Source organism: Mycolicibacterium llatzerense, from assembly GCF_025331195.1.
Taxonomy (GTDB): Bacteria; Actinomycetota; Actinomycetes; order Mycobacteriales; family Mycobacteriaceae; genus Mycobacterium; species Mycobacterium llatzerense.
The window spans coordinates 317,129-339,592 of sequence record NZ_LXOV01000012.1 but is presented as its reverse complement, the minus strand read 5'-3'; the positions used below and the strand labels follow the sequence as shown (position 1 = coordinate 339,592).

21 protein-coding genes and 1 pseudogene are annotated in these 22,464 nt (G+C 64.7%); 8 read left to right on the top strand and 14 right to left on the bottom strand.

Annotated elements, in window-relative coordinates; all coding sequences use genetic code 11:
• Window positions 1-91 precede the first annotated feature (91 nt).
• A complete protein-coding gene (locus A7G45_RS16560; RefSeq protein ID WP_260938632.1) occupies window positions 92-1,777 on the top strand; it encodes a GMC family oxidoreductase in 1,686 nt (561 codons plus the stop codon).
• Between the two features lie 48 nt (window positions 1,778-1,825).
• On the opposite strand, the gene A7G45_RS16555 is transcribed toward A7G45_RS16560, so the two are convergent.
• The 3 genes from A7G45_RS16555 to A7G45_RS16545 are packed head-to-tail and all read right to left on the bottom strand — an operon-like array spanning window position 1,826 to window position 4,869.
• Window positions 1,826-2,761, bottom strand: coding sequence for an alpha/beta hydrolase (locus tag A7G45_RS16555; RefSeq protein WP_260938631.1), 936 nt, complete (start codon window positions 2,759-2,761; stop codon window positions 1,826-1,828).
• The gene (locus tag A7G45_RS16550; protein ID WP_260938630.1) at window positions 2,758-3,948 is read right to left on the bottom strand and encodes an MFS transporter; all 1,191 of its coding nucleotides are present in this window, start codon (window positions 3,946-3,948) and stop codon (window positions 2,758-2,760) included. Before A7G45_RS16550 ends, A7G45_RS16555 begins: the two co-directional genes overlap by 4 nt.
• 60 nt (window positions 3,949-4,008) lie before the next feature.
• Entirely contained in the window at window positions 4,009-4,869 is an 861-nt protein-coding gene (locus A7G45_RS16545; protein ID WP_260938629.1) for a helix-turn-helix transcriptional regulator, read from the bottom strand.
• A 687-nt stretch (window positions 4,870-5,556) separates the two neighbouring features.
• Here A7G45_RS16545 and A7G45_RS16540 point away from each other — a divergent pair.
• Window positions 5,557-6,576, top strand: coding sequence for a magnesium and cobalt transport protein CorA (locus tag A7G45_RS16540; RefSeq protein ID WP_260938628.1), 1,020 nt, complete (start codon window positions 5,557-5,559; stop codon window positions 6,574-6,576).
• A 22-nt stretch (window positions 6,577-6,598) separates the two neighbouring features.
• Here the strand turns inward: A7G45_RS16540 and A7G45_RS16535 are convergent, their stop codons facing one another.
• From A7G45_RS16535 to A7G45_RS16520, 4 genes are all read right to left on the bottom strand, one after another.
• The gene (locus A7G45_RS16535; RefSeq protein WP_260938627.1) at window positions 6,599-7,201 is read right to left on the bottom strand and encodes an LGFP repeat-containing protein; all 603 of its coding nucleotides are present in this window, start codon (window positions 7,199-7,201) and stop codon (window positions 6,599-6,601) included.
• A gap of 109 nt (window positions 7,202-7,310) precedes the next feature.
• On the bottom strand, window positions 7,311-8,057 hold the full coding sequence (locus A7G45_RS16530) for a dienelactone hydrolase family protein (protein ID WP_260938626.1): 747 nt from the start codon (window positions 8,055-8,057) through the stop codon (window positions 7,311-7,313).
• A gap of 239 nt (window positions 8,058-8,296) precedes the next feature.
• Window positions 8,297-9,181 carry a TIGR03560 family F420-dependent LLM class oxidoreductase gene (locus tag A7G45_RS16525; RefSeq protein WP_260938625.1) on the bottom strand — a complete coding sequence of 295 codons (885 nt, stop codon included), beginning with the start codon at window positions 9,179-9,181 and terminating at the stop codon, window positions 8,297-8,299.
• The gene (locus tag A7G45_RS16520) at window positions 9,178-9,912 is read right to left on the bottom strand and encodes a hypothetical protein (protein ID WP_260938624.1); all 735 of its coding nucleotides are present in this window, start codon (window positions 9,910-9,912) and stop codon (window positions 9,178-9,180) included. Before A7G45_RS16520 ends, A7G45_RS16525 begins: the two co-directional genes overlap by 4 nt.
• A gap of 81 nt (window positions 9,913-9,993) precedes the next feature.
• Between A7G45_RS16520 and A7G45_RS16515 the strand changes: the two genes are divergently transcribed.
• Both A7G45_RS16515 and A7G45_RS16510 read left to right on the top strand, forming a co-directional pair.
• Window positions 9,994-10,509 carry a MarR family winged helix-turn-helix transcriptional regulator gene (locus tag A7G45_RS16515; RefSeq protein ID WP_260938623.1) on the top strand — a complete coding sequence of 172 codons (516 nt, stop codon included), beginning with the start codon at window positions 9,994-9,996 and terminating at the stop codon, window positions 10,507-10,509.
• Window positions 10,510-10,579: 70 nt separating this feature from the next.
• Complete coding sequence (locus A7G45_RS16510) at window positions 10,580-11,896, top strand: cytochrome P450 (protein ID WP_260938622.1); 1,317 nt, start codon at window positions 10,580-10,582, stop codon at window positions 11,894-11,896.
• A gap of 57 nt (window positions 11,897-11,953) precedes the next feature.
• On the opposite strand, the gene A7G45_RS16505 is transcribed toward A7G45_RS16510, so the two are convergent.
• The 4 genes from A7G45_RS16505 to A7G45_RS16490 form a co-directional block, all read right to left on the bottom strand.
• Window positions 11,954-12,367 carry a hypothetical protein gene (locus A7G45_RS16505; protein ID WP_260938621.1) on the bottom strand — a complete coding sequence of 138 codons (414 nt, stop codon included), beginning with the start codon at window positions 12,365-12,367 and terminating at the stop codon, window positions 11,954-11,956.
• A 545-nt stretch (window positions 12,368-12,912) separates the two neighbouring features.
• Window positions 12,913-13,533 (bottom strand): nucleoside/nucleotide kinase family protein, encoded by a 621-nt coding sequence (locus A7G45_RS16500; RefSeq protein ID WP_260938620.1) that lies wholly within the window; start codon window positions 13,531-13,533, stop codon window positions 12,913-12,915.
• A gap of 78 nt (window positions 13,534-13,611) precedes the next feature.
• The gene (locus A7G45_RS16495; RefSeq protein ID WP_260938619.1) at window positions 13,612-14,091 is read right to left on the bottom strand and encodes a GNAT family N-acetyltransferase; all 480 of its coding nucleotides are present in this window, start codon (window positions 14,089-14,091) and stop codon (window positions 13,612-13,614) included.
• Window positions 14,092-14,137: 46 nt separating this feature from the next.
• Complete coding sequence (locus tag A7G45_RS16490) at window positions 14,138-14,557, bottom strand: GNAT family N-acetyltransferase (RefSeq protein WP_260938618.1); 420 nt, start codon at window positions 14,555-14,557, stop codon at window positions 14,138-14,140.
• Between A7G45_RS16490 and A7G45_RS16485 the strand changes: the two genes are divergently transcribed.
• Window positions 14,532-15,757 (top strand): IS3 family transposase gene (locus A7G45_RS16485; protein ID WP_260938045.1). Its coding sequence is split into 2 segments (ribosomal slippage): window positions 14,532-14,763 and window positions 14,763-15,757, totalling 1,227 coding nucleotides; the frame shifts between segments, so codons are not numbered across the junction. The genes A7G45_RS16490 and A7G45_RS16485 overlap by 26 nt on opposite strands.
• A gap of 27 nt (window positions 15,758-15,784) precedes the next feature.
• Here A7G45_RS16485 and A7G45_RS16480 read toward each other — a convergent pair.
• Complete coding sequence (locus A7G45_RS16480; RefSeq protein ID WP_260938617.1) at window positions 15,785-16,213, bottom strand: GNAT family N-acetyltransferase; 429 nt, start codon at window positions 16,211-16,213, stop codon at window positions 15,785-15,787.
• Between the two features lie 17 nt (window positions 16,214-16,230).
• On the opposite strand from A7G45_RS16480, the gene hppD reads away from it, so the two are divergent.
• From hppD to fahA, 3 genes are read left to right on the top strand one after another with little or no spacing between them, the layout of a single operon-like run.
• Window positions 16,231-17,448 carry a 4-hydroxyphenylpyruvate dioxygenase gene (gene hppD / locus A7G45_RS16475; RefSeq protein WP_260938616.1) on the top strand — a complete coding sequence of 406 codons (1,218 nt, stop codon included), beginning with the start codon at window positions 16,231-16,233 and terminating at the stop codon, window positions 17,446-17,448.
• Window positions 17,448-18,761, top strand: coding sequence for a homogentisate 1,2-dioxygenase (gene hmgA / locus A7G45_RS16470; RefSeq protein WP_260938615.1), 1,314 nt, complete (start codon window positions 17,448-17,450; stop codon window positions 18,759-18,761). The genes hppD and hmgA overlap by 1 nt, the downstream gene beginning before the upstream one ends.
• Entirely contained in the window at window positions 18,758-20,071 is a 1,314-nt protein-coding gene (gene fahA / locus A7G45_RS16465; protein ID WP_260938614.1) for a fumarylacetoacetase, read from the top strand. The genes hmgA and fahA overlap by 4 nt, the downstream gene beginning before the upstream one ends.
• Here the strand turns inward: fahA and A7G45_RS16460 are convergent.
• Together A7G45_RS16460 and A7G45_RS16455 are read right to left on the bottom strand one after the other, a co-directional pair.
• Window positions 20,058-20,957: a phenylalanine 4-monooxygenase gene (locus A7G45_RS16460; RefSeq protein ID WP_260938613.1), complete on the bottom strand. Its 900-nt coding sequence runs from the start codon at window positions 20,955-20,957 to the stop codon at window positions 20,058-20,060. The genes fahA and A7G45_RS16460 overlap by 14 nt on opposite strands.
• 122 nt (window positions 20,958-21,079) lie before the next feature.
• A pseudogene (locus A7G45_RS16455) lies at window positions 21,080-22,399 on the bottom strand (cytochrome P450); the annotation flags it as partial.
• Window positions 22,400-22,464: the final 65 nt, after the last annotated feature.

The following is a 22,464-nucleotide window of genomic DNA, read 5'->3' as shown; positions in this document are numbered from 1 at the left end:
CGCGCGACAGCAGGTACGGGAATGTGCCCGTCCCCGGCGGTCATCACGCACACTAAGACACGCACCCGACCCATGGAGGAACGATTCCGGAATGAGCCCCGTCGCCGAATTCGACTTCGTCATCGTGGGAGCAGGCAGTGCCGGCTGCCTGCTGGCCAATCGGCTCAGTGCCAACCCCGACCATCGGGTGCTGCTGATCGAGGCCGGCGGCAAGGACAACTGGTTCTGGATCAAGGTGCCGGTTGGCTACCTGTACACCATCGCCAACCCTCGCACCGACTGGTGCTTCACGACGGAGGCCGACCCAGGTCTGGCCGGCCGCAGCATTCACTATGCGCGGGGCCGCGTGATCGGCGGCTGCTCGTCGATCAACGCCATGATCCACATGCGCGGGCAGGCAAGCGATTACGACCTCTGGGCGCAGGCCACCGGTGACGAGCGCTGGTGTTGGGGTGGCGCCGACCGTCCGGGCGAGACGCTATCGATCTACAAGGAGTTGGAGGACTACTTCGGCGGAGCCGACGACTGGCACGGCGCCAGTGGGGAAATCCGCGTCGAGCGGCCCCGGGTGCGCTGGAAGATCTTGGACGCCTGGCAGGCCGCCGCTGCGCAGGTGGGCATCGCCCCCATCGAGGAGTTCAACCGGGGCGACAACGCCGGCAGCGCGTACTTCCATGTGAATCAACGGCATGGTCGGCGCTGGTCGATGGCCGATGCCTACCTGCATCCCGTCGCCCGCCGCCCAAATCTGACCGTCTACACCAACGCCCAAGCCATGCAGCTGCTGATGGACGACGAGGTCCGCGAGGATCAGCGTCGCGGGGCCTGGACCACGGCTCAGCACCGCGCCACCGGCGTGCGCCTCCTCAAGGACGGACAGATGGTCGACGTCCGAGCCCGCCGCGAAGTGATCCTGAGCGCCGGAGCGATCGGGTCGCCGCATCTCATGCAGGTCTCAGGGCTCGGACCGGCCGGGCTGCTTGGCCAACATCAGGTGCCGGTGGCCGTCGACCTGCCAGGCGTGGGCGAGAACCTCCAGGACCACCTGCAGCTGCGGACCGTGTACCGGGTGCAGGGCGCACGCACCGTGAACACGCTGTATCGGAACTTGATCACCCGGGCGGGCATGGGACTTCAGTACCTGCTGCTGCGATCAGGACCCATGACGATGCCGCCCTCCACGTTGGGAGCATTCGCCAAAAGCGACCCTGCACTGGCCAGTCCCGATCTGGAATGGCATGTGCAGCCCTTGTCCCTGCCCAAGTTCGGCGAACCCCTACACCCATTCGGAGCCATCACTCCCTCGGTCTGCAATCTGCGACCGAGCTCGCGCGGCCATGTACGCATGGCCAGTGCAGATCCGTTGACCTACCCAGAGATTCGCTGCAATTACCTGTCAACTGACGCCGACCTCCGAGCCGCCGTGACCGGCCTGCGGATGACCCGGCAGATCATGGCAGCGCCGTCTTTGGCCCACTACCGCCCAGAAGAGTTGCTGCCGGGCCCGCAACGGGTGAGCGACGACGACCTGCAGCAGGCGGCCCGCGAACTGGGTACCACCATCTTCCACCCGGTGGGCACCTGTGCGATGGGTTCCTTTGACGCACAGGGCCTTCCGCGGTCAGCCGCTACGGTGCTCGACACCGAGTGCCGCGTGTATCGCGTCGCCGGCCTTCGCGTGGTCGACGCATCGGCGATGCCCACCATCACGTCGGGGAACACCAACGCGCCGGTGATGCTGATCGCAGAACGCGCAGCGCGGGCGATCCTGGCGTAAGTCGTACTGGCCGAAAGGTGCATCGGTTAAAGAGATTTCGACTCCGAGTCAGCGGCTCAAGCGGTCGACCAAGAAGCTCGCGAGATCCTTTTGCAATGTGCGTGAATCGTCGAGCACACCGTCCATCCACCAGAAGCCATGAATCATCCCCGGATAGCGCTGGGCGATAACATCCACACCGGCATCCAGGAGCAACCCGGCGTACGCCTCTGCCTCGTCGCGCAGCACATCATGGCTGGCGGTCGCCACGAATGTCGGCGGCAGATGACCGAAATTGTTGGCGCGCAACGGTGAAACGCGCGGGTCCGCGCCGTCCCCGACATCGACATAGTGGTTCCAGAACCAGGCCATGTCGGCGGCGTCGAGACCGAAGCTATGAGCGAAGTCGGCATACGACGGTGCGGCCATCCGATGATCCAGCGCTGGATAGAGCAGAGCCTGGGCAGCGATCGTGACGTCGGAGCCGACCAGCTCAGCAGTGGTCGCGGCAGCGAGGTTGCCCCCGGCGCTGTCACCGACCACGGCCAGCCGGTTCGGATCGACACCCAGTTCGCTTGCGTGGGTATGCACCCAGCGCACGCTGCTCACGCAGTCCTGCAGCGGAATCGGGAAGGGACGTTCGGGTGCCTTCTGATAGTTGACGGCGAGCACGACGTACCCGGTGTCGCGGGCCAGGACCCGAGCGGGTTCATCCACGAGATCGAGGTTGCCGATCACCCATCCGCTGCCATGCAGCACGACGATGACGGGATGCGGCCCCCGATCCTGCGTCGGCCGGTAGATACGAACAGGAAGATCTGCGGTCGGGCCGGGGATGAATCGGTGTTGCACCTGCGCCATCGCCGGCGCCGGACGCTGCAGGTCCAGGTAACCCAGTGCCGCCAGGCGCGCGTCGGACACCGACAGCGTCGCGATACCGGGCGCTGTCGCCGTGGCAGCCAGATGAGCACGCGCCTGAGGGTGCAGGTCTGATGGCCCGGTCACCGTGCCTCCTCGTGGCTGTTGGTGAACACCAGCACCGTGCCGACAAGCGCCATCGCCGCGCCCACCCACACCGGGGAACGCCAGCCCAGGCCCAGCGCGATGGTCGCGGCTCCGATCGCCGATGCGATCGCGTTCCCCAGGTTGAACGCCGCGATGTTGGCCGCCGAAGCCATGGTCGGTGCGTCACGGGCGAAACCCATGACGCGAAGTTGCAGAGCCGGTGTCGCAGCGAATCCGACGAGGCCCATGACCACCAGCAGGACTGCGACCGGTATCGGATAGGACGCGAGCAACCCGTACGCGATGAGCACGACCGGCAGCAGCAGTGACAAGACGCGCAGCGTCCGGGTGAGGTCTCGGTCGGCGGCCCAGCCACCGACGAAATTGCCTATGAACAAACCGATCCCGAAGAGAACCAGCAGCCATGGCACGGCGCCGTCGCTGTAACCGGTCACGCGGGTCACCAGCGGTTGGACGTAGATGAATGCGCCGAAAACGCCGCCGAACATCATCATGGTCAGCAGGATCGACACCACGACCTGGCGGCGGTACAAGACAGCGAAGTGGCTGCTGCCTTCCGGTGGTGGCTTCGGTAACCGAGGTACCAGTGCGGCCACGCCGGCGATCGCCAATACGCCGAGCGCACTGATGATCCAAAACGCGCTGCGCCAGCCGAGGTGCTGTCCGACGAACGTGCCGAACGGCACGCCGAGCACGTTCGACAGGGTCAGCCCGCCGAACATGACAGCGATGGCCGACGCCTTGCGTTCGGGCGCCACCAGATCGCCGGCGACCACGGCGCCGATGCCGAAGAATCCGCCGTGGCACAGCGCGGTGATGATCCGGCCCAGCATGGCGACGCCGAAACCAGGCGCCAGCGCGGTCAACGCGTTGCCGGCGACGAACAGGGTCAGCAGCACCAGCAGTGCGGTTTTGGGCGGGCGGCGCGACAACACGGCGGTGACAGTGAACGCACCCACCACGACCGCCAGGGCATACCCCCAGATCAGAGCACCCGCAGTAGGCACACTGACGTGCAGTGCATCGGCCACGTCGGTGAGCAGACCGGCGATGACGAACTCGGTCAGCCCGATGCCGAACCCGCCGAGCGCCAGCGCCGGCAGGCCAGGATGAAGCCGTCGCGTCGGTGCGGCCGGACTGTTTTTGAGCAGGGTGGAACCATCCATGGGCAAGCTCCTTGGATTGAGTGTTTCTTGTTGCCGTGCAGCGATATTCGCTACACAGCGCTACTCGGTGATGGTCGTGCTGGCTAGCAGGCGGAGCGCAGCGTCGTCGCTGGATCCGGGTTCGGCGTGATGCAACAGCAGTCGATGACCGTTGTCTTCAGGCAGATGGAGGACCTGGAAATGCAGATCGAGCCGCCCGACCACCGGGTGGTTGTAGCGCTTGATGCCGTGCGTGCACAGCGCCACGGGTTGCGCGGCCCACAACTGCGCGAAGTCCTCGCTGGCCACACTCAGGTTGCCGACGAGGCGGGCGAGATCGGCCTCGGCAACATAGCCGGCGCTGACGTAGCGCAGCGAGGCCACCGCTAAGGTGGCCTCGGCCTCCCACTCGCGATGCAGGCTGCGCGCGTGGGTATCGGTGAACATCATCGCCACCTTGTTGGGCGGCTCGGCGCTGTACGGCGCAGTCGGTTCGAGGTGCGGCGCAAGCAGCGCATGGCCCAGTCGATTCCAGGCGATGATGTCCTGCAACGGTGACAGTGCGACGGCGGCGACGTCGGGCATTGCGTCCAGGAGGGTGACGCAGTCGGGGCGCAGCCGGGTTCGCCCCGACCGCACCTTGGTGTCGGTGACCGAGGCCAGCCGCTGCAGATGCGCCCGCTCGGCCTCGTCGAGCCCCAGCGCCCTCGCCAGCGCGTCCAGCACCTGAAGCGAAGGATTGGTGGCCAGACCCTGTTCCAACCGCGTGTAGTACGTCAACGACACCCCAGCTGCCTCGGCCAGTTCTTCGCGGCGCAACCCGGGCACCCGGCGAGGCCCCAGACCGACCAGCCCCGGCAACAGCGCCGTGTCAGCGGCCGCCCGTCGGCTGCGCAGAAAGTCCGCCAGCTGCTGCCCACCCGATCCGCGTGCTTCCGTCATGTCTCCATCGTGCGTGACGGAAGCGAGGCGTGCCTGTCCCTGTCAGTGACAGGTAGCCATCGCTACCGGCAGGGCACCGGAATGAACAAGGACCAGCACATCCCCGGCAACGGATTGGGAGCAGGACCTGCAGGCGGGTCGTCCTCCGGCGGATTGGGCCCATCCCAAACGTTCTGAGCCACGTTGCCGTGACCAAATTGCACCAAGTAGTAGCTGTGGCAGACGCTTTCGTCCCAAATCACCGGGTTCGTCACATGATTGCCCGATATCCACATCGAGTCCCCGGGGCACCACCGATGGGGGCCGGTGACTGCCTGAGCGGTTCCGCTGCCGAGCGCCAATCCTGTCAGTGCGACGGCAGCGAACACCGTTGCCGCAGTGGTCAGTCCGGCGACACCTCGCTTCATCATTCCGGTCCCGTTTCGCTAGTTCCGCCGACCGCATCTAGGGCCGTCGGGTAAACCATGCGCCGACGGGCTTGGCCAATTCTTGGTGAATTTCTTGCGTCCTCAACTCGGCGATCGGGCCTGGTCAGTTGCAGCTGTTGACCCTGACGGCGCCGAGATAATCTGCATTCGCGTCGGGGTAGCGAACTCGCAGCCGAGTCACATCCTCCGTACAGGTTCACCGGATTAACTCCGTTCGGCGCCGCACCCGGCGCCGAGGCGAATTCGGTTGGGAGACGGCATGATCGTGGATTGCGCGCACTACCTCGACGGCGTGCGCCAAGGCGAGGCGGCAATGCCCATCGACGACGCGGCACGCCGGTGCCGCGAGGGCGGATTCGTCTGGCTCGGGATGTTCGAGCCGACAACCGACGAAATGGCACGCGTCCGAGTCGCTTTCGATCTCCACGAGTTGGCGGTCGAGGACGCCGGGACGTTTCATCTAAGGCCCAAGATCGAGCATTTCGAACCTGACGTGCAATTGGTGATTCTGCGTACCGCCCGCTACGACGATGACCGCGAGGAAGTCGACTTCGGCGAGATAAGCATCTTCGTGGGGCCCAACTTCGTCATCACCGTCCGCCAGGGTGTCGCCAGCGAACTGCACGCGGCCCGGGCGCGCCTGCAGGAGCATCCCGAGCTGCTCAAAGTCGGCACCGCGTCGGTGCTCTGGGCCGTACTCGACCAGGTGGTGCGCGCCTACGGTCCAGTGGTCGCGGGCCTCGAACACGACATCGAAGAGGTTGAAGGCACTGTGTTCTCCGGCGCGGTCGCACCGACCGAGCGGATCTACCTTCTGCGCCGCGAAGTGAGCAATTTCTACCGCGCAGTCCATCCACTGCTCTCGGTCCTGACCGCCGCCGAGCGCGATGCCACGGACACGCCCGTGGCGCACTACCTACGCGACGTCCACGACAGCCTCCAACTGATCAACGAAGAAGTCTCGGCGCAGCGCGACCTGCTCGCCACCATCCTGCAGGCCAATATCGCCGTGGTCGCGGTCGAGCAGACCCGAGTCAGCGTGCAACAAAGCAGCACCATGGAACGCCTGACTGTGCTCGCGACCATCTTCCTGCCGCTGACCTTCGTGACCGGGTTCTTCGGACAGAACTTCGACTGGCTCGTCAGCAACATCCAGGGCCCAACGCGATTCCTCGTCATGGGGATCGGCGGCCTCGTGATCCCACTGGTCGCACTCTGGGCATGGCTGCGGGCCATCCGTAAGCGTGAAAGCCAGAAGGAAGCGAAGGGCTCCGACTAAGGCAGACCGACGTCGCCGATGGCTACAGCCCGGACGGTACGACCTTGCCGTTGACCGTCACCTCGACCTGACCGGTCGTCGAGTTGTAAGCGATCTTGCCGTGTTCGAACGTCGTGACCAGCTGATCGCCGACGACGTTCTCATCGCTGGACGGCGCGCCCAGCGGGCCTGCCGAACCGTTGGTGCCGGTGATCGCAGGCACGCCATCTGGATCACGTTCGATGTTCCAGGCCTCGCGGATTTTGCCCGAGATGATGTAGGCGGGCGTACCGGCATCGTCGTTCTTGGCGACGATCGCGCCACCCTGGAACTGCTGGAACACCACACCGCTGTCCCTGGTACCCGCGTTGTGGTCACCCGTCAACGGCTTGCCGAGAGTCGCCTTCTGGCTGTCGGTCGCCGAGGTGTACTTGGCCGCGATCGGGCCGGTGAGCGTGACCTCGACGTCCCTCTCCCCGATGAGTTTCACTTCGGCGGCCGGCACCGGGACCTGGGAGGTGACGATCAAGGCGACCTGAGGCTGCGCCGAGACATCGACACTCGTGCCACTGCTGCAGCCCACGGCAGTCAGCGCGACGGCAGCCAGCCCGACGACTGCCGCGCGGCGGTAGGTGCTCGTGCTCATAGGTGTCCCCTTGCGTCTTCCTGTGGTGTGCGTCAAGTTACGGCTGATCCCCCGACCCGGTCACGACCATAGCCGAGCCGGTTCAGGGGCGCGCGCAACTGATTGACGGTCACTTCGCCCCGGCGGGCCGTCGATCTGGCATCAGGTGCCGGGTGAAGAAGCGGGCCGCGTCCTCCCCCGCGTACGCCGGGACGCCGGTATGCCCGCCCATGTTGGCGTGCAGCGTCTTCTCCGGGGAACCGAAGGCGTCGAACAGGTCCAGTACCTGCTGCCGGTTATCTACTTCATCGTCCCACTGCAGCAGGACGTGCAGCGGGATGGTGACCTCACGCGCTTCGGCGACCATGGCGCGGGGCACAAAACTCCCGGCGAACAACACAGCAGCCGCGATTCGCGGTTCGACCATTGCCAGCCGGATGCCGACGGCGATCACCCCGCCTGAGAAGCCAATCGGGCCGCTGATCTCAGGACGCGAAAGGAGTGCGTCGAGGGTGAACTGCCACTCCGGTACCGCCTTGTCGACCAGGGGGACGACAAGCCGGTCGATGATCTCATCGACCGGCTCGCCGGCCGCCAGCGCGCGATGCAGATCGGCACGGGCCTGCTCGGCATCGGCAGACCGCGGGCGGTCGCCGCTACCGGGCAGCTCGATCGTGGCCGCGGCAAACCCGTCCGTCAGGCAGCGCCGGGCGCGGCTCGCCAGCCGCGGGTACATCCCGCGCAGTCCGCCGGGGTGGCCGAGCAGGATCAGCGGCGCTGGTGTCGAACCGGGCGTCCACAGGATGCCTGGGATGTCGTCAAGCATGAATTCACGTTCGAGGCCGTCCTCGAGACGCTGTTCGGAAATGAAGTGCATGGTCGTGCCTTTCGGGAGTGCTCGTTGAACGGCGCTCCCGGACGACCTATCGCCCGACCGTGACCCCGAACAGGAGCACCCACGTCGATACGTTCACGGGTACCACCTCCTCGCCAGTTGCACGGTCTCCCAGAAAGTAGCAATGGTCGCTGCTGGCCGCCAACTGTTTTTTTTCAGGCGGGCTCTTCGGCCGGTGGCCGCAATCGAGATGATCCCCGACCCCGACCAGGTCGGTCTCCTCAAAATGACTGCGGTGCAACGGGCCTGAGTTGGGCTGCGGCACCGGCCACGACACCGAGCTCGGCCTGGTTCCACGCCCGTCCGCGGGCAATCACCACGACGTGGTGGATACCCAGTTCCGCCAACCTGCCGCAACGTTCGACCAACTGATCGGCGGACTCACCGGGCGTCAATGCCGTGGTGACGGTGTGTTCGATCTCCTGCCGCGGCCGCCCGAGCTCATCGCAGTGCCGCCCGAGCGTGTCGAGTTGACGGCGAATCACCTGCTCCCCGTTGGGGATATCGAAAAGGTTGCAGGCGTCGGCGTACTCGGCCACCAGGCGCAAGGTGCGGCGTTCACCGGTACCGCCGATCAGTATCGGCGGCCGGGTGATCGGCGTTGGCCGACCGATGGGGCGTCCGGCGCGGTAATAGCGCCCCTCGAACGGAGATTCGTCGCCGTCCCACATACGCCGCGCCAGTTGGAGCAGCTCGGCAAGGCGATCGAACCGCTCGCCGGTCGGCGGCAGAAACAGCCCGAGCGCGCTTGCCTCATCAGTGTTGTAGCCCGCGCCGAGTCCCAACCACGCCCGTCCGCCGGACAGCACGTCCAGGGTGGTGACGGCTTTGATCAACACCGCGGGATCGCGGAACGTTGTTGCGGTTACCAGTGTGCCGAGCCGCAACTTCGCGGTCTTGGCCGCCAGGAACCCGAGGGTGGTGTACGCCTCCAACATCGGCTCATCGAGACGGCTGGCCGGGTCGGCCTGCAGTAGGTGATCCGCGACCCAGAGGGTGTCAACGTCTGTGCCATCAAGGATTTCGGCCAGCGATGCCAGGTGCGCCCCGATCGCGTCCGTCCCCTCCGGCCACGAAAAGCTGGTGACACTGACGCTCACCTTCATGCCGGCCCACTGGTGGTTGCGTGCTCCTGCCGGTTCCGGGCGGCACGGCGCTGCGGCAGCAGGACGCCGATGGCGACAAGCCAGATCAGCGCGGAGAACCGGGCGATCGGCAGCAAGGGCGCGGCCTGGGGCCAGATGAGCACCACTGTGGTGAGCTCAGCGGCCACCGCGATCCCAAGACCGATCCACGCCAACGCCCGCGGCACCAGCTGCAGGATCAGCGCGGGGACTGCCAGGCCCGCCACCAACAGGCCGAGCATCACGACGTGCGCCACGCCGCCGGTGAGAAACGTCAGGTAGTAGAGCGCGATGGTCAGCGGGCCGTCGGTGCTGACCTCGGGCCGCGACAGCGTCCACAGGAGCAGGCTCGAGAGCCCGAGTCCCCCGGCTGCCAGTACGCCGCCTGCGAGCGCGATGGTGGCTCCCGGTGCAGTGACGCCGAGCTGCCGCAGCCGCGCACTTGCCGTGGCCGCATAGATCACCAGCGGGACCGAGGACCCGAATACGAACACCGCGCTCACCTGCGTGGCCGACGAATGCGCGCGGAAGTAGTCCAGCACGGCCGCTGAATTCTGGTATGGCAGAGGCGGTGTGCCGCCCAGCACGGCAAGCATTGTGACGCCGACCAGGAGCAGGCCGAGCGAGATCGTGCCGAGCAGCCACAGCGGTGGCCCACCTTGCTGCGGAGCACGGCTGCGGGTTGTCGGCCGATCGTCGATGTAATCGTTCATGTCTTGAACGATATTCCTACTGAATCAGATGCGTCAACATCATTCACAAAGAAAACGGTTGCATACGTGTATTGTTTGTCCATGCCGCCAGTGTCCAGTGCCCAGCAGCGGGACGGTGCTGCGTTCTTGCTCGCTCAGCTCGGCAGTCACGCCGCGCAGTTGTTCGCCGAACGCCTTGCCACGCTGAAGCTGACTCCCCCACATGCCGGAATCCTGCGCATGATCGCTACCCGGCCAGGACTCAGTCAACAGGAGCTCAGTGGGCAATTGGGACTGCTGCCCAGCCGAATGGTCACCTATCTCGACGAACTCGAGACACGCGGTGAGGTCGAACGGCGGCGCAACCCGACTGACCGGCGGCTGTACGCGTTGTACCTGACCAAGTCGGGTGAGAAATTGATGCAGACGATTTCCGAGCTCGCCCGTGAGCACGAACAGGCGCTGACCGCCGGCTTGACGGGCCAACAACGAAAGACACTCAACGAGCTGCTCGCCGCCGTCGCCGAGCAGCAGGGCCTGGCGCCGGCGGTGCACCCCGGCTATCGGCAACTCGGCAGACGCAAGAACGCGGCCGGGAAGACGTCCGTGGGCGAGTAGCCACGTTCTACCGGCGCAGCCGATATTCACGACTAGCCTGGTCGGTAGTCGATCCGCGGGGGCGAAAATCGTGAATGTAGACATCAAGACCCGGACCCACTGGCTGTTGGGGTACGGACTTCCCCGCGCGACGCTCAAGGTGCTGGCACGACGCGGCGACCCATTCGCTCAGCTACTTCTTGATGACGACCAGCATGACCGCGCATATGACCTGATCGAGCAGATTCGTCAGCAGGGGCGGATGTCGACAGTGTTCGGTGGCAACGCATGGGTCACCGCCGATCTGCAACTCGTTCGAGACGTATTGCGCGACAGCAGATTCCGCACCGCCAAGCCGTGCGACCGGTCGCCATTCCGTAGTGTTCAGCGACTGTTCGCAAGAACCAATCCCGGCGTGATCAACCCCGTGGAGCCGCCGTCGCTGCTGATGGTCGACGCACCCGAGCATGTGCGGCTGCGACGCCTGGTGTCGCGGGCGTTTACCCCGAAAGCGATCGAGGGGCTTCGGAACCGCATCGACGAGGTCGCCGACGGCCTGCTGAACGACCTGGGCGAGACCGGTAACTGCGATCTGGTCGCCGCCTACGCTTCAAGGATTCCGATCGAGATCATTGCCGAGATGTTGGGCATTCCCCGCGGGGACACGTCCTACCTCTACGGAGTCGGTGAAACGGTCTCCAAGTTGATCACCACGACTGCGCCGTCCTGGTGCAATTTCGCAACGGCGATCAACGGGTTACGTGAGTTCGAAAGCTACCTCGCCACGCACATCGAACGACTCCGCGGCGGAAGCGCCGACGACAGCATCCTGTCCGCCGTTATCCAGGACACCGAACTCTCCGACTTTGAGGTCAGGACATTCGCCGGTCTGCTCCTGGGGGCCGGATTCATCACTACGGCACATCAATTCGGCACTGCAGTCGTGGCGCTGGTCAATCATCCAGACCAACTGGCCACGCTCCAGGCGCACCCCGAGGGCTGGGCCAATGCCGTGGAAGAGGTGCTGCGCTACGACTCCGTCTCCCAAATCGGAGTCAGGGTGGCCACCGAGGACCTTCAGGTCGGCGGCTACACCGTGCGGGAGGGCGCGGCCGTCTTCCTGCTCCTTGCCGGCGCCAATCGCGACCCGGCGGTTTTTGAACGCCCCGACGAGTTCGACACCGCCCGCAACAACGCTCGCGAGCACATCAGCTTCGGCACCGGGAGCCACGTCTGCCTCGGCGCGCCGTTGGCCCGCATGGAACTGCAGCTCGGGCTGCAAGCACTGTTCGACCGGTTCCCTCGGCTGTGCCTGGCAGGCGTTCCGACCATGAACGACAGCACGCTGCTGCGAGGAATCAGCCATCTCCCCGTCGCGCTCGGACCCTCGCGGGTCAGCCCAGGTTGACGTTCGGGCGTTGGTCGGACAGGCGAATCTGGATCGCCTAAGTAGGCGCTGCCCTGCTCACGTGATTTCGATGAGGTAGAGCGGATCATTTCTCACATGAGGTAGGTCAGCCAACACCGGCTGCAGATGCGGATCACTCACGTGCGAGTCGAACGAGACGAGTACGCCGTCGTGGCGTCCGGCTGACCGGATCACCGTCGCAACGGCGTCGGCCACCGCGTCGATTCCGCTAGTTTCGCCATCCCGGATTGTCTCGGCGACCACCTCGATGCCCTCTGCCGACGGAAACGCGAACGCCACCGCCGCCAATCGGCCGCCAAACCACGTCCCTGCGCTACAGGTGAGATCGGCCGCTGCCGCCTCCGTCGCCGCGACCTCCAGCAGTAGGTTCTCGTTGGTTACTGGCGACCAAGGGGCATGAATCCATTCGTACACCGCAGCAAATGCCTTACCCACCTCGGTGAGGTCCATGCCCTCAGGCTCCGACAATTCTGGACCGATCGTGTTGCGACCCAACGCTGGACGCCAAGTGCCTGGGGATCGACAATAATGCCTGGACTGCACTGGTATTCGCGGCCGCCGACAGTAGACACGAACGCTATTGCGGCACTGTTTCGCTGCCGCAACTTGGTCGACAACGGCAGCGACCTGTCAGGACGCAACGCTTTCATCTCTTCGGTCAACTTCGTGCCGATGCCGAGCCGGCGCGCGCGGGCGAAAACCTCCACCGCGCACGGAAACCGACCACCGTGCAGCAAGCTCTTCGCCACCGTTGCGCAACCAATCATCTGGTCGCTTGCATCAACGGCCACCCGTGTTCGTCGCCATCCGGGGCCGTCGCAATCAGGCCCGTGCAGCGCATGAAATTGCTCTACCCAAACTGGATCCGCATCTGGATCCAACAAGCTCGTCAGCTGCAACGCATCATCCCCGTGCCACTGACGTAGCCGAAAATCACCGTAGTTCATGCGAATTCTATTACCAATCAGCAGCTTTGAGTATCGACAGAGACACTGCTAGTCAGCCGCGGCTATCGCTGGACGGCCGAGCGCGGCGTTGTCGATCAGAACCGTCGCACGTTGTTGTGGACTGCATTCTTGGAAGTACCGACGTTGAGCTTCGACGTAGCGCCGCATGCTGGGATGGTCCGGATCCGGCTCACTTCCGTCTCGCAGCGCCATTCGTCGCGCTGTTTCGACGAACGGAACATCGAGGAAGACCGAGAAGTCCCAGATCGCAGCGAGTTCGTTGCGGTGCAGGAAGATTCCATCCACGATGAGTACGGTCCCCGGCGCCGCTGTGCGTGGTAGCGGGTTCAGAACCGCATCGGTTGTGAGGTCATGAGCCGCGACCCGGTACTCCCGCGATCCGCCCGGCGAGAACGGTGCGAGGACATCCGCGTGGAAGCGTTCGTAGTTGTAAGAGTCCAACCAAAATCCCTCTGGGGAGTCCCGGCCGAGTCGGTAGCGCACGGCCCGAGTGTTGTGGAAGTCGTCGAGTGACACTCGCACCACAGGTCGTTGCTGCGTGCGCAGGAGTGCGGCGAGTTCGTCGGCGAAGTAGGTTTTCCCTGCTCCGTCTGGTCCGTCGATCGCAACCCTCGGGCAACGCCCGTTCTGGGAGGCGGGTATTCGCATTGCGACTGAACACATGACGTCCGAGGGGCCGGCGGTAGCACCCATTCAGCAGCTCCTCCTCAGTCATCGACTCGACTATCAGCGCAGAACTTTGACCATTGCTAGTCCGAGCGGACCATGGCCCTGGCCGACCACATGAAATCCTTTGCGCTCGTACAGGCGTTGGGCTGGGTTGCGCACGTGCACGTTGGTGCACATCGATTCGGTGACATGTTCCAGATCCGCAAAAAGCGCGTCCAACAACAAGCCACCAATGCCTGTCCCGCGCCGGCCGGGCACGACACCGATACACAATTCACGCAAAGGCACGCCGCGGTCATCGACGCGTAGCGGCGGATCGCTGAGATATGTCCACACTGCACCGACCGGTGCGCCGCTGTGCTCCTCGGCGATGATCGGCACCACACCATGAGGTGGCAGCAGTTCGAGTACTTCTTGGTCATCAGGATCCGGAAGCGGCCAATCCTCGATGACGCAGGCGTGGCGTGCCATCTCGATGACGAAGCCCGCATCGCCAAAGGTCGCTGCGCGCAACCGCACTGCGGGTTCGGGGGCCATGTTCAGATTCTTCCAGTCGCGATCTGCGAACGCATCAAGATTTCAGTCAGGGCCGTTCGTCGGTCGCTAGCAGCGCGTGGACGTGCATGTCGTGCCACCCATCAACGTGCAATGCCGCACTGCGACGGATCCCTTCCTCTCGGAACCCTGATTTCATCGCAACCCGGCACGACGCCTCATTTCTCGTCGAGTGATCAACCTCGATCCGATGAAATCCCGCTTCCTCGAATGCCCATCTGCAGACCACCTTCACCGCAGTCGTGCAAAGGCCGCGACCGCGCGCTGCGGGCAACATCCAGTACGCCACCCCAGCCAAACCATCGCCGCGGTCCTGATCCACCCCGGCGTGTCCGGAGAGTTCGTCCGTTGGGAAGGATGGACACGTGGGATCGAAGTCATCGAGGCGGTATCCAGACGAGTTGAAGGCGCGGGCGGTGCAGATGGTGGTCGATCTGCGCAGCGACACGACCTCGGAGTGGGAAGCGATGGGCAGGGTTGCTGACCTGCTGGGTGTCGGGACTGCCGAGACGGTGCGCAAATGGGTCCGCCAGGCCGAGATCGACGCCGGTGGTCGGGCCGGGCAGACCAGCCAGGAATCCGAGGTGCTGCGCAAGCTGCGCCGGGAGAATGCCGAACTCAAGCGGGCCAACGCGATCTTGAAGGCGGCATCGGTTTTCTTCGCTGCCGAGCTCGACCGGCCCTCTCAGTAGTCGTGGAGTTCATCAGCGCCCACCAGCACCAGCGGGTGGGCGCTGATGGTCTCAAGTGGGGTGTCGAGTCGATGTGCGCCGTGCTCTCGGAGTTCGGCGTCACGATCGCCCCGTCGACGTACTACGCCCACCGCGCCGGCCGTGGCCCCTCGAAGGCCGACTGGGCGGACGCGCAGGTGATTGATGCGGTCCACCGGCTCCGTCAATCCAACCCGCTGTATCGGGTCCTGGGTGCTCGCAAGACATGGATTGTGTTGCGCACCAATGGACTCGATGTCTCGCGGTGCGTGGTGGAGCGGGTGATGCGGGAGATGGGTTGGCGTGGTGCGTGCAAGCGGCGCCGGGTCCGTACTACCGTTGCCGACCCGGCCGCGACACGGGCACCGGACCGGGTGCAGCGGCGGTTTGTCGCCCAGGCGCCCGATCGTTTGTGGGTTGCCGATTTCACGTATTGCCGAACCCGTGCGGGGTGGGCGTACACCGCGTTCGTGATCGATGTCTATGCCCGCAAGATTGTCGGCTGGAAGGTGGCCACCGAGATGACCCAGAAGCTGGTGACCGATGCGATCAACCACGCGGTCGATGCTAGAAAGCGTTCCGGTGCAACAACATTGAACGATCTCATTCACCATAGCGATGCGGGATCTCAATACACTGCGGTGGCCTTCACCGAACGGTTGGCCGCCGAAGGGATTCTCCCGTCAGTCGGATCAGTGGGCGATAGTTTCGACAACGCCCTGGCCGAATCGATCAACAGCAGCTACAAGACCGAGCTCATTGACCACCAACCGCCCTACCCCGGCGCCGCCGAGCTGTCCCTCGCCACCGCCGAATGGGTCGCCTTCTACAACCGCCAGCGGCCCAACGGCTACTGCCAGGACCTCACGCCGGACCGAGCCGAAGCGCTCTATTACCATCGCCAGCGGCACCCTCAGACCGAGGAGGCACTCAGATAAGAGAACCTCCCGACATACCGGGGCGGATCAGTCCAGCACCTTGATTGATACTCGTCCAAGCAGCTCGTCGCTCTCCATGTCGGCAAGCGCCCAGCTCACTTGCGACTCCTCGGCCCAGCCGCTCTGACACGCGCTGATCCATTCGTGAGCTTCCTCAAGCGTGTCGACGACGCGAACGTGCCAACGCTGAATGTCGGGATCCGCGAAGGCTTGCATCACCGCAGGCGCGTCGGTGAGTTTCCATGGTCGCAGGACCGCCTCGTGCCCGACGGGGATCGAGGGATGCTCCGACTTGGACAGCGAACCGGGCGCGATGGTCGGCGAGGTCAACGGCGGCACACGAACATCCTCGCGCAGAGCGCTAGGAAGCGACGCTGCTAGATCGTTGGTGTGTTGGTACTGCAGACTCGTGAATGCGAACTCGTTGCGCAATCTCAACACCGGGATGATGCTCAAGAGAGAAGAATGTCTCTATGGCGAACCAGAGCGCCCTGACCGAGCAGGAGAAGCAGGCCCGGCTCGATGTCAACCAGCTCAAGCAGCTGGTGGGCCTGGTGGAGTACGACCCGAGCAACGATCCATTCCCCGTAACTGGTTGGGATGCCATCGTTTTCGTGGTCGGCAATGCCACCGAGGCGGCGAGCTACTTCCAGTCCACGTGGGGCATGGAACTGGTCGCGTACTCGGGGCCGGAGAACGGCAACCGCGACCACAAGGCGTTCGTCTTGCGTTCGGGCTCGGTCCGGTTCGTCCTGAAGGGCGCGGTCAGCCCCGACAGCCCCCTGGTGGCACATCACGCCAGCCACGGTGACGGCGTCGTCGACATCTCGTTGGAGGTGCCCGATGTCGACCGGTGCATCGCGCAGGCCAAGAGCGCCGGTGCCACGGTCCTGGAAGAGCCGCACGACCTGTCGGATGAGCACGGCACCGTGCGCGTTGCGGCCATCGCGGCTTACGGGCAGACCCGCCACACGCTGGTGCAGCGCGAGATCGCCGGCACGCGCTACGCCGGCCCCTACCTGCCGGGCTACGAGCCGGCGACGAGCGGCTACGTCAAACGTGACGGTGCTCCCCCGCGCCTGTTTCAGGCCTTGGACCACGTCGTCGGCAATGTCGAACTCGGCAAGATGGACGAGTGGGTCGGCTTCTACAACCGGGTCATGGGGTTCGTGAATCTGGCCGAGTTCATCGGCGACGACATCGCCACCGACTACTCGGCGCTGATGTCGAAGGTCGTGGCCAACGGCAACCATCGGGTGAAGTTCCCGCTCAACGAACCGGCCGTGGCCAAGCGCAAGTCCCAGATCGATGAGTACCTGGAGTTCTACCGCGGTCCCGGAGTTCAGCACCTCGCACTCGCCACCAACGACATCCTGAGCAGCGTCGACGAATTGCGCAGGGCGGGAGTGCAATTCCTCGACACCCCGGATGCCTACTACGAGGCCCCGGAACTGCGTGCCCGCATCGGTGAGGTGCGCGTTCCGGTGGAGGAACTGCAGCAGCGCGGCATCCTCGTCGATCGCGACGAAGACGGGTATCTACTGCAGATCTTCACCAAACCGTTGGGTGATCGGCCGACGGTCTTCTTCGAGCTCATAGAGCGCCACGGCTCACTGGGTTTCGGGAAGGGCAACTTCAAGGCCCTCTTCGAGTCGATCGAACGTGAGCAGGAAAAGCGCGGGAATCTGTGATGGCCGAATACCAGTCCGGCTTCGGCAACAGTTTCGAAAGCGAGGCGCTGCCGGGCGCGTTGCCCGTCAGCCGCAACTCTCCGCAACAGTGCGCCTACGGGCTCTACGCCGAACAGCTCAGCGGCTCACCGTTTACCGCACCCCGCGCCGCCAACAAGCGGTCCTGGCTGTACCGCATTCGGCCGAGCGTGGCCCATTGGGGCCCCTTCACTCCTGTTGGCGCCGAAGGGGTGTCGCACTGGCGCTCGGCGCCCGACGACGCGCCCCCGGTGCCCATTGCCCAAATGCGTTGGAACCCATTGCCGCTGCCGGATCCTGCGGTCGAGGACACCACGTTCATCACGGGCGTACGGACAATCACGACCGGCGGAGACGTCAACACCCGCACCGGGTTCGCCAACAGCATCTATTCCATCACGTCGTCGATGGTGGACTCGTACTTCTACAACGGCGATGCCGAGATGCTGTTCGTCCTGGAGCACGGCAATGTGCGGTTCTGCACCGAGTTCGGGATCATCGACGCCGAACCCTGCGAGATCGTCGTCATCCCGCGCGGCGTGAAACTTCGCGTCGAAGTGCCTGACGGTGCGGCCCGCGGCTACCTGTGTGAGAACTACGGCGGTATCTTCACTCTCCCTGAGCGCGGCCCGATCGGCGCCAACTGCCTGGCCAATTCGCGCGACTTCCTCACCCCCGTCGCGAACTACGAGGATCGCGAGGTCCCGTCGACGATGTATGTGAAGTGGGGTGGCACGCTGTGGCAGGCCGAACTGGGCCAGTCTCCGCTGGATGTCGTTGCCTGGCATGGAAACTACGCACCCTACAAGTACGACATGCGGCGCTTCTCCCCCGTCGGCCCCGTGCTGTTCGACCACGCCGACCCATCCATCTTCACGGTGCTCACCTCGCCCAGCGAGACGCCGGGAACCGCCAACGTCGACTTCGTGTGCTTCCCCGAGCGGTGGATGGTCGCCGAGGACACCTTCCGCCCGCCGTGGTACCACATGAACGTCATGAGCGAGTTCATGGGACTCGTGCGCGGTGTCTACGACGCCAAACCCGACGGCTTCGTTCCGGGCGGCGTCAGCCTGCACAACTGCATGACCCCACATGGCCCTGACGCCAACGCATTTCACGCCGCCAGCACCGAAGAGCTGAAGCCGGTCAAACAGGAGAACACGCTCGCCTTCATGTTCGAAACGCGGTTCCCACAGAAGGTTACGAAGTACGCGGCGAATCTGCCCCAGCGGCAACAGGACTACGCAGACTGTTGGCAGGGTCTGATCAAACGATTCGACCCGGACAAGCCGTGACCGCACTGGATTTCACTCACGACCCGGGCCGGCGAAGTTGGGTCACCACGGCACAAACCGGCAGTGGGTTCCCCCTGCAGAATCTCCCGTTCGGTGTGGTGGCGGGTGCCGCCGGCGAACCGCACGGCGTAGTCCGCATCGGAGATGAGGTCCTGGACCTGGGCGGACTGGCCGCGTCGGGGTTACTCACCGACGAGGCTCAAGCGGCAGCCGAGGCGGCCGCACATGGAACGCTGAATGCCCTGTTCGCCTTGGGTTCTGGACCGCGGACCGCACTTCGCAGGGCACTGCACGCACTGCTTGTCGAGGGCGCACCGCACCAGGAGACCGTCGTCGGTCTACTCACCCCGCTCAAAGAGGTCGACGTCCTACTGCCCGCCCGGATCGGGGACTACACCGACTTCTACGTCGGCATCCACCATGCCCGCAACATCGGTGCCCTCTTCCGTCCGGACAATCCCTTGCTGCCCAACTACAAATGGGTTCCGGTCGGCTATCACGGTCGTGCCTCCAGCGTGCGGGTCAGCGGCACCCCGATCACGCGCCCGCACGGCCAACTGAAGGCCGGCGATGCGTCGCCGCCCGTGCTGGCACCCACCCGGCGGCTGGATTTCGAACTGGAACTCGGCGTGTGGATCGGCCCGGGAAATCGCCTCGGCGCGCCGGTGCGTCTCGATGACGCCGAATCTCATGTCGCTGGTTACTGCCTGCTCAACGACTGGTCCGCGCGCGACGTCCAAGCCTGGGAGTACCAGCCCCTCGGCCCGTTCCTCGCCAAGAGTTTCGGCACGACGGTCTCTCCGTGGGTGATCACCCCAGAAGCGTTGGCGCCGTTCCGGTCACCAATGCGCAGACCTGAGGACGACCCCGCTCCGCTGCCGTACCTCGACAGTCCCCTGCATCAGGCGCAAGGTGGACTCGACATCGAGCTGCAGGCCCTCATCTGGACGGCGCGGATGCGCGAAGCCGGGAACCCGCCGCAGCTGATCTCGCGTTCATCGAGCCGGCACATGTACTGGAGCGTCGCGCAGATGGTCACCCACCACACGAGCAACGGGTGCAACCTCCAGCCCGGCGATCTGCTCGGCAGCGGCACGCTGTCCGGCCCCGCGGCAGGCTCCGAAGGCAGCCTGATGGAAGCCAGCCATGGCGGGAAAGAGCCAATCACCTTGCCCAACGGCGAGACTCGCACGTTTCTCGAAGACGGCGACGAAGTCATGCTGACTGCCAGAGCCCATCGCCCGGGCGCGGCCAGCATTGGTTTCGGCGAATGCGTCGGTGTCGTGGAGCCGGCGATCACCTACCCGTGACCTGAGCAGCGTCATGCATCAGGCGCTCCACCATGTCGTCGTCGACTGTGGCGAAGAATCCGCCGACGACGTCTTCGATCTCGTTGAATCCTCTGGCGCAGAAGAGAACTGGCTGATAGTGCGTGATGTCGTAGGTTTGCACACCCATCCGGCCGATGTTCAGTGGCCGGAGGTCGGCCACATCGATCTGCTGGATCTCCCCATATGACGACAGCAGACCGGCGCCGTAGGTCCGCACTTCCCCGTGCTCGCGGACCACACCGAATTCGAGGGAGAACCAGAAGACCTTCGAGATAAATTCAAGCGCTTCAGTCGTTTTCACCCGCTGCGCCGCCTGGCCGGCCAATCGGTACAACGCCGCGAAACGATCGTGTGCCAGGCAATTGCCGTGGCCGACCACCTCGTGGATCAGGTCAGGCTCGGGCGTGTAGAGCGGCACGGAGTGGTGCCGGATGTACTGGGTGGAGTGGAAGATGCCGTCCGCGAGGAGTCCGTAGAACTCCCGCAGTGGCACCAACCCGGCGGCCGGTACGTACTGAAAGCCGGTGAGCGGCCCCAGTAATTCGTTGACCTCGACGAGTTGCGGGATGCGGTCCTCGGGGAGCCCGAGCCGCTCCCGTCCCTGCAGATACACGGCGCACGCCCGGCGCTGGTGTAGCCGGTGCAACTCGGCGCACGCGATGCGCCAGACCTCCTGCTCGTCGTCGGTGTAGGTCGCGATGGGCGGTGGTGTTCCGGGCTGCCAGTCGATGGCGAGCGCGGCTATCGCGTTGCGGCGGGCGCGGTATTCCGGATCTACTGCCCCTGGGTGATTGTCGGCGAGGTGAACGGTGACGCCATCTCCTGAGCGCGTCACCGGCGCATATAGCTGCGCTTCTTCGAACATCGCTGCCTCCCGGGGGTCCGGGCGTCGCACTGAGCGGCGTCTATAAACCAGGATATGCGCGCCGGTTGCGTGCGACCGCTAGGCGTTGCCCGGGAGTTTCGCCGTCAGGCCGGCTGCTTCCGGGTGACCTTGACCATCATCTTGGAGTAACCCTTCACGAAGTTGGATTGCGTGTACTCGGGCTCCCCCACGACCTCGATGTCCTCGAATCGTGCCAGCAGCTCCTCCCACAGGATCTTGAGCTGCAACTCGGCGAGACGGCTGCCCATGCAGCGGTGGATGCCGATGCCGAACGCCAGGTGATGGCGGGCGTTGTGGCGGCCGATGATGAAGTCGTCCGGATTCTCGAACTTGCGCTCGTCGCGGTTGGCCGAGGCGTACCACATGACGAGCTTGTCGCCCTTCCGGATGAACTGCCCGCCCAGAATGGTGTCTTGCTTGGCGACGCGGCGCATGTACGCCAGCGGTGTCTGCCAACGGATGATTTCGTGGACCGCCTTGTTGATGAGTGCGGGGTCTGCCTTGAGCCGCGCGAACTCCTCGGGGTTCTGGTTCAGGGCGAGCACGCCACCCGTCATCGAATTTCGGGTGGTGTCGTTGCCGCCCACGATGAGCAGAATCAGGTTGCCGAGAAACTCCATCGGCCGATCGATCAAGTCCTTGGTGTCCTCGGACGACTGCATCAGCGTGATGAGGTCGAAACCGGGCTTCTCACCGGCCGCCAACCGCGCCTTCTTGTCGTGCCAGAGGGCGCTGAAAGCGCGCGCCATATCGGCCGCCGCCGCGAACATCTCATCCATGTCGGCCTCGCCACCGGTGGCCGAGGCGCTGCCGGCCACGGTGTCGGTCCAGTACACCAACTTGCGGCGCTGGTCATACGGGAAGTCGAGCAGGGTCGCCAGCATGCGCGACGTCAGTTCGATCGAGACCGTATCGACCCAGTCGAACGGCGTACCTTCCGGCAGCCCATCGAGTACCTCCTGCACCCGGGTCCTGATGAGCTCTTCCATTTCCTGGAGGTTCTGGGGTGCCACCACGCCCTGAACGGCTCCGCGCTGCTCGTCATGACGCGGCGGATCCATCGCGATGAACATCTCGACGTCCAAGCCCTCGGGCGGGTCGCCGATGATGATCTGCGGCTCAGCGGAGAACCGGTCGTGGTCCTTGTCGACGGTGACGATGTCGTCGTACCGGGTGATCGACCAGTACGGCCCGAACGGGCTGTTCGGCTGGTAGTGCACCGGCGCCTCGTCACGCAGCCGTTTGAAGTAGGACTGCCAGCGACCCTGGCGGAACATGAACGGGTTGCTCATGTCGATCTCGGCCAGCGGCACATCCTCGGCGTCGGGAATCGGGGATTCGACGAAGACGGGCGACTTGTCGCCGACGACCGACTTCTTCGTCTTCTGGTAGAGGTGCATGCCCTTGATCTGCAGGGGCATCGGGATCGTCGACTGAGCCCGGTTGAGCACCGGACCGAGAATCGCTTCCTGCGCCTTGGTGATTG